The 6,535-nt window shown below is 47.5% G+C and carries 3 protein-coding genes, 2 tRNA genes and 2 rRNA genes (1 of these 7 running past the window's edge); 6 read left to right on the top strand and 1 reads right to left on the bottom strand.

Annotated features, from left to right (window positions below):
* From FBY58_RS08685 to FBY58_RS08660, 6 genes are all read left to right on the top strand, one after another.
* Positions 1 to 71: transfer RNA gene (locus FBY58_RS08685), tRNA-Ala, on the top strand; it begins 5 nt to the left of the window's first position.
* A gap of 274 nt (positions 72 to 345) precedes the next feature.
* Positions 346 to 3,136, top strand: a 23S ribosomal RNA gene (locus FBY58_RS08680).
* Positions 3,137 to 3,245: 109 nt separating this feature from the next.
* Positions 3,246 to 3,361, top strand: a 5S ribosomal RNA gene (gene rrf / locus FBY58_RS08675).
* 67 nt (positions 3,362 to 3,428) lie between these two features.
* Positions 3,429 to 3,505: transfer RNA gene (locus FBY58_RS08670), tRNA-Met, on the top strand.
* Positions 3,506 to 3,954: 449 nt separating this feature from the next.
* Positions 3,955 to 4,437 (top strand): flavodoxin FldA, encoded by a 483-nt coding sequence (gene fldA, locus FBY58_RS08665; RefSeq protein WP_141920564.1) that lies wholly within the window; start codon positions 3,955 to 3,957, stop codon positions 4,435 to 4,437.
* On the top strand, positions 4,434 to 4,796 hold the full coding sequence (locus FBY58_RS08660; protein ID WP_141920563.1) for a DUF2023 family protein: 363 nt from the start codon (positions 4,434 to 4,436) through the stop codon (positions 4,794 to 4,796). The genes fldA and FBY58_RS08660 overlap by 4 nt, the downstream gene beginning before the upstream one ends.
* Before the next feature lie 31 nt (positions 4,797 to 4,827).
* Here the strand turns inward: FBY58_RS08660 and FBY58_RS08655 are convergent, their stop codons facing one another.
* The gene (locus FBY58_RS08655) at positions 4,828 to 6,504 is read right to left on the bottom strand and encodes an alginate export family protein (RefSeq protein WP_260432169.1); all 1,677 of its coding nucleotides are present in this window, start codon (positions 6,502 to 6,504) and stop codon (positions 4,828 to 4,830) included.
* Between the last annotated feature and the right edge of the window lie 31 nt (positions 6,505 to 6,535).

The raw sequence follows: 6,535 nt of genomic DNA, 5'->3' as shown, positions 1-6,535 counted from the left end.
CTTAGCTCAGTTGGGAGAGCGCTAGCTTTGCAAGCTTGAGGTCATCGGTTCGATCCCGATAGGCTCCACCAGAAATTTTCTGGCTGTTTTCCGAAAAAAGATGAAGAGAAAATGAATCCTTCTGATGATATCAGAAGGCTAGGGAATTTATTCCCGAATGTTATTTGAAATTGTGAATGGAATTATTGAAAATCGATGCCGCGACTTCGGTTTTCGGATGGTCACTTCTGTGACTGTTTGAGAGACGAAAGTTGCATAAAGTAAAGATATTCAATTGATGCTGAGATTTAACAAAAAGCATCATCGGTGGAAGAAGCAATTCTGATATTGATGGTGGAAGTTCTCAAGCGTGAGGTAAGAGCATTTGGTGGATGCCTTGGCATACACAGGCGATGAAGGACGTGGCACGCTGCGATAAGCTACGGCGAGATGTGAGCAATCTTTGACCCGTAGATTTCCGAATGGGGAAACCCACCCTCACCATTTAATTTCGATACTGCTTAGGCAGTGGCGGAGTTAGGTGGGAAGGGTATTACTGAAGTGAATACATAGCTTTGGTGAAGCGAACCCGGCGAACTGAAACATCTAAGTACCCGGAGGAAAAGACATCAACCGAGATTCCGTTAGTAGTGGCGAGCGAACGCGGAGTAGGCCAGTACCTTTGGTTTCGTTAGCAGAAGTCTTTGGAAAGAGACACCATAGTGGGTGATAGTCCCGTATGTTAAAACAATATCAAAGGTCTTGAGTAGGGCGGGGCACGTGAAACCTTGTCTGAATATGGGGGGACCACCCTCCAAGCCTAAATACTCGTGTATGACCGATAGCGAACAAGTACCGTGAGGGAAAGGTGAAAAGTACCCCGATTAGGGGAGTGAAACAGTTCCTGAAACCGAATGCTTACAAGCAGTAGGAGGGCCTTTATGGCCTGACTGCGTACCTCTTGCATAATGGGTCTGTGACTTAATGTATCAAGCAAGCTTAAGCCGTTAGGTGTAGGCGCAGCGAAAGCGAGTCTGAATAGGGCGATTTAGTTTGATGCATTAGACCCGAAACCCGGCGATCTAGGCATGGTCAGGATGAAGGTAAGGTAACACTTACTGGAGGTCCGAACCGATTAACGTTGAAAAGTTATCGGATGAACTGTGTTTAGGGGTGAAAGGCCAATCAAGCCGGGAAATAGCTGGTTCTCCGCGAAAACTATTGAGGTAGTGCCTCATGTGATGACCGTTGGGGGTAGAGCACTGGATGGATGCGGGGGTTTCGCGACCTACCAAATCTAACCAAACTCCGAATACCAACGAGTTTAACATGGGAGACAGACGGCGGGTGCTAAGGTCCGTCGTCGAGAGGGAAACAGCCCTGACCTACAGCTAAGGTCCCCAAGTCATGTCTAAGTGGGAAAGCTTGTGAAGACCCCAAAACAACCAGGAGGTTGGCTTAGAAGCAGCCATCCTTTAAAGAAAGCGTAACAGCTCACTGGTCTAAATAAGGGTCTTTGCGGCGAAGATGTAACGGGGCTCAAGACATGCACCGAAGCTTAGGATTGTTACATTAGTAACAGTGGTAGCGGAGCGTTCCGTAAGCCTGTGAAGCAGTCTGGTAATGGACTGTGGAGGTATCGGAAGTGCGAATGCAGACATGAGTAGCGATAAATAGGGTGAGATGCCCTATCGCCGAAAGTCCAAGGGTTCCTGCGCAAGGCTAATCCGCGCAGGGTGAGTCGGCCCCTAAGACGAGCCCGAAGGGGGTAGTCGATGGGAAACAGGTTAATATTCCTGTACCTGGAGAGATGTGACGGATCGTGTAAATTGTATGTCCTTATCGGATTGGACATGCTCATAAGCGGTTCCAGGAAATAGCCTCTCCATATAGACCGTACCCTAAACCGACACAGGTGGACAGGTAGAGTATACCAAGGCGCTTGAGAGAAGGGTGTTGAAGGAACTCGGCAAATTGCCTCCGTACCTTCGGAAGAAGGAGGCCCTTATTATAGGCAACTATTCTAAGGGGGCACAGGCCAGGGGGTAGCGACTGTTTAGCAAAAACACAGGGCTCTGCAAAGTCGGCTTCAAGACGACGTATAGGGCCTGACGCCTGCCCGGTGCTGGAAGGTTAAGTGGAGGAGTGCAAGCTCTGAAATGAAGCCCCAGTAAACGGCGGCCGTAACTATAACGGTCCTAAGGTAGCGAAATTCCTTGTCGGGTAAGTTCCGACCTGCACGAATGGCGTAACGACTTCCCCACTGTCTCCAACACCTGCTCAGCGAAATTGAATTCTCCGTGAAGATGCGGAGTACCCGCGGTTAGACGGAAAGACCCCGTGCACCTTTACTGCAGCTTCAGAGTGGCATTAGGAAAGAACTGTGTAGCATAGGTGGGAGGCTTTGAAACTTGAGCGCCAGCTTGAGTGGAGCCAAAGGTGAAATACCACCCTGTTGTTTTCTGATGTCTAACCTAGAACCATGAAACTGGTTCAGGGACCCTCTGTGGCGGGTAGTTTGACTGGGGCGGTCGCCTCCTAAAGAGTAACGGAGGCGCGCGATGGTTGGCTCAGGCCGGTTGGAAACCGGCTGTAAGAGTGCAATGGCATAAGCCAGCCTGACTGTGAGACTGACAAGTCGAACAGAGACGAAAGTCGGTCATAGTGATCCGGTGGTCCCTCGTGGAAGGGCCATCGCTCAACGGATAAAAGGTACGCCGGGGATAACAGGCTGATAACCCCCAAGAGCTCATATCGACGGGGTTGTTTGGCACCTCGATGTCGGCTCATCACATCCTGGGGCTGGAGCAGGTCCCAAGGGTTTGGCTGTTCGCCAATTAAAGTGGTACGTGAGCTGGGTTCAGAACGTCGCGAGACAGTTTGGTCCCTATCTGCCGTGGGCGTCGATATTTGAGAGGAGTTGCCCTTAGTACGAAAGGACCGGGGTGAACATGCCTCTGGTGGACCTGTCGTGGCGCCAGCCGCGCAGCAGGGTAGCTATGCATGGACGGGATAACCGCTGAAAGCATCTAAGCGGGAAGCCTCCCTCAAGATAAGATATCTCAGAGCCGTCGAAGACTACGACGTTGATAGGCCAGATGTGGAAGTGTGGTAACACATGTAGCTAACTGGTCCTAATTGCTCTATTCACGCTTAATTAGAGAACTCCACTGTCAATGTCAGCATTGCTGATCTGATAAGGCTTTTCTTCTTAGCTCAATTGAATATATCGATTTTCAATATTCATTCAGACACAGGTGTCATAGCTTGGTGGCTATAGCGTCAGTGACCCACCCGATCCCATTTCGAACTCGGACGTGAAACCTGTCTTGCGCCGATGGTACTGTTGCTTAAGCAACGGAAGAGTAGGTCGTCGCCAGGCTTTGTCACTTGTGCCTGAATTTCCATTCTCAATTTTAATAGCTACTGCTCGTTTTCTTACCCAGTGTCGCGGGGTGGAGCAGCCCGGTAGCTCGTCAGGCTCATAACCTGAAGGTCGCAGGTTCAAATCCTGCCCCCGCAACCAACATCCGTTAGCCCAAAGCTAACGGCTTTTTTTTGCCTTTTTACCTTCCCACCTAAAACACTCCCCCATAAAACCTCAGCAAAATGCCTCTGATATTGCTAGCCTGTGCTTTATAACAGCCGGATCTCATCGATAAGATGCTGCCTACCCAGCTTGAAACGCCGCTCACAAGATCTAGAAAAAGGGCGGGGCTCTAAAAAACGCTAAGTTTAAGCCGAAGCTGGATATCAAAAAACAACTCGATACCCCTCGGCTCTTAACATTCGATGGCAAGGCATCTAAAAATATATGGCTTTTAACTATCTAACTCTCTGTATTTCCTAGAAAATTATACCAGTTAGACATTTCTATATATTTTTATTGATATTGATAATCATTTTAATTATCTTTTTAAAGATAGACTTTTGTCTCCACATGCAAATTTCAATCGCTATGGGATAACATTTAATATGAGTATCAATATTATTTTTGGTTCCGACAGTGGCTGTACAAAAAAAATCGCATTAGATATGGCAAAAAGATTAGATGCCCGCGCTATCAACATTCTAAAAGCTCAGCCGTCCGACTTTACCGAATGCTCTCTCCTTATTTTAGGTTGCCCAACCTATGGGGATGGAGAGTTACAAATCGACTGGGAAGATAAGCTCGACCTTTTGCAACAAGCCAATCTTGAAAACAAAACGGTCGCCATCTTCGGAACAGGCGATCAAGATATTTATCCGGATTCCTTCGTTGATGCGATCGGCATCCTTTACGATATTGCGGTTGAGCGCGGTGCTAATATTATCGGTTTTACCGATACAGCCGGATATCAATTCACAAAATCCGTTGCTGTCCGTGATGGTCATTTTGTCGGCTTAGCTTTAGACGAAGATAATCAGCCTTTCGAAACGGATGATCGCATTGCTGATTGGCTCAAAAAGATCTTATGATGAAGCCACCTGTCATATCCTATCTTAGCCAATTTCTTTATGAATATCAGAAGGGCGTTCGGCTTCTCTTCTTGCTGACAATGACGCCACATGAAGCCATGGCCGTTCAAAAGAGATTGGAGAAAGAGTCCATCGACTATTTTCTCCAAAAAGTGAGCCTAACCAAGGTGAACGTCTTTTTTGGACGGGATAGTTGTGTCAACACTATCCGCCATATTGTAACCTGCCCACTTTCTGATCTGACGCCGGAACAGGATTTTATTCTGGGAAGCTTGCTGGGCTATGATCGGGTCCAGCAATGTGAACGCTATATAAAGCAGGTCAGCGGGAAGGTCGCCTCGGCTAGTCATTACCCTTGAAATGGTAAACCGTAAAGCACCGCACCAGAAACTAGAATCGGAAAACAAAATTGGACTGGTAATAGGTGCCACTAGAAGCACCTGCCTGATGCAAAGCATGGGAGGTTACAAACCGTGAAACATATTGCGTCCATGAAATATGGGTGTTGATCTGCCATGTTAAGGCGGCCTGTGGCGCTGTGCCAATAAACTTGCCATCAAAGTTATAGGCAAAGCTATAAATGCCGGAAGATTTATAAATCGGATCGTCGGTATTCTCTCGCCAAAAAAGAGGCGCCTTTATCTGAAGGCTGACCGATTTTAAAGGGGTTAACCTGACAAGTGGCGCAACGCTTATAAGGTTCGATGGTGCGATATAGGTGGTTGTGTCCAGATAATTCGTTTGCGGATTGAAAGGCGTGATATAGCCACCAATGGTGCCGGATGTTTTTGAGGCGTTTCCGCCCGAATAGACATCTGTCTGGATACCGGCAAAAAGCCGTAGCGAATTTTTGGGGAAACGATATCCCACAATCGAGTTTATGGCATAGGCACTAATATTGCGGTTTCGATCTGTCCCTGCATAACGGAAGCAGCCTCCTTGCCAGATAGCGCCCAATGAAAATTCAACGGCACCCGCTGCACCATGCCACCGAATACCAAAATTATTGCGGAGATCAGTGCCTTGGCTTGTTTTATGATTAGGCGCCGAAATCGCCCCCGAGCTGCCAACCAATCTATAACCGATATAAAAGGCATCTAGGAACGAATAGCCTTTTTTCCTAAAAAATGAAAAATCCGGTGGTGCCCATGTAGTGTTGAATCCGTAAAGACGGGTCGCATAATCTTGGTTATCGTGAAAAATGGCATTGTGATCGGTATTGGTGCCAACAAAATACCAGCCATCAATTCGAATTCGTGACCATATTGAATAACCGCGAAAACCGTTCCATGATAAAGGAACGTTGGGCGTTTCACGGTTATAAAGCATATAAGAAGGTGCATCTAAAAATTGTTGCCTTCCGATAATTAAACCACTTTTAGCACCTAAGACGGGCCCTTTTATTTCGACGAAAGCCTGCTGCAAATCGAGGCTTTTGCGATAGGTCGAGCCATAACCATACACATTCCATCCAGAGGCATCGCCATTAACGATCTGGGCAAAAAATCTTAAATGGGAACCAACATGAAGGTCTGCGCCATAAAGATTGCGGATTCCAAAGCGCCCTGAATTATCAATTTTCTGAGCGCCCAATTGGGGCTTTGTTTCAAACCAGTTTCTGAAACGGGTCTCACCTGAAAAACTGATCCAGAGGGAGCCGCTTTTATTCAAAGGGCGATATTTTAGAAAATCAAACGGGTCTTTTCTATTCTTTGGATCGCTAAGGGCGCTCCAATCTTCTGCCCATGCTGCGACACCATAACGCCCAACAGGGCCAAAACCAGCAGCTTCCCCGTCACCACGGTTAAACACCCCCCAATCACATTGGTGGCCAAGGCGGCGATTTACCGCTTGGGGCACATAATAAGGTTGTCCCACCGGATTAGCATGGGGGAAATTCTCAATAGGTGGCAAACTCGGCAGCGGTGCTAGTATCTCTGCTTTATTCTCTGTTCTCGGCATTTTGGTAACCAGATTTTGCTTGATTTCTTCTTCTTCCGGTTTTGCCGTAACCGCACTATTCGCCTTTGCTGCTTGGTTTATAAAAATTGACAGGGCAGGGAGCATCAGCAGAGGAAGCAGGGCATAATAATGCCTG

The organism is Zymomonas mobilis, from assembly GCF_006715975.1.
Lineage (GTDB): Bacteria > Pseudomonadota > Alphaproteobacteria > Sphingomonadales > Sphingomonadaceae > Zymomonas > Zymomonas mobilis_B.
Note: the sequence above shows the minus strand (reverse complement) of the source record. Positions and strands in the feature narration are given on the sequence as shown.

What these genes read in the sequence shown, in the direction of transcription:
- FBY58_RS08655 (WP_260432169.1), bottom strand. Translation starts at nt 6,504, where the DNA reads ATGCTCCCTGCCCTGTCAATTTTTATAAACCAAGCAGCAAAGGCGAAT.
- fldA (WP_141920564.1), top strand. Translation starts at nt 3,955, where the DNA reads ATGAGTATCAATATTATTTTTGGTTCCGACAGTGGCTGTACAAAAAAA.
- FBY58_RS08660 (WP_141920563.1), top strand. Translation starts at nt 4,434, where the DNA reads ATGATGAAGCCACCTGTCATATCCTATCTTAGCCAATTTCTTTATGAA.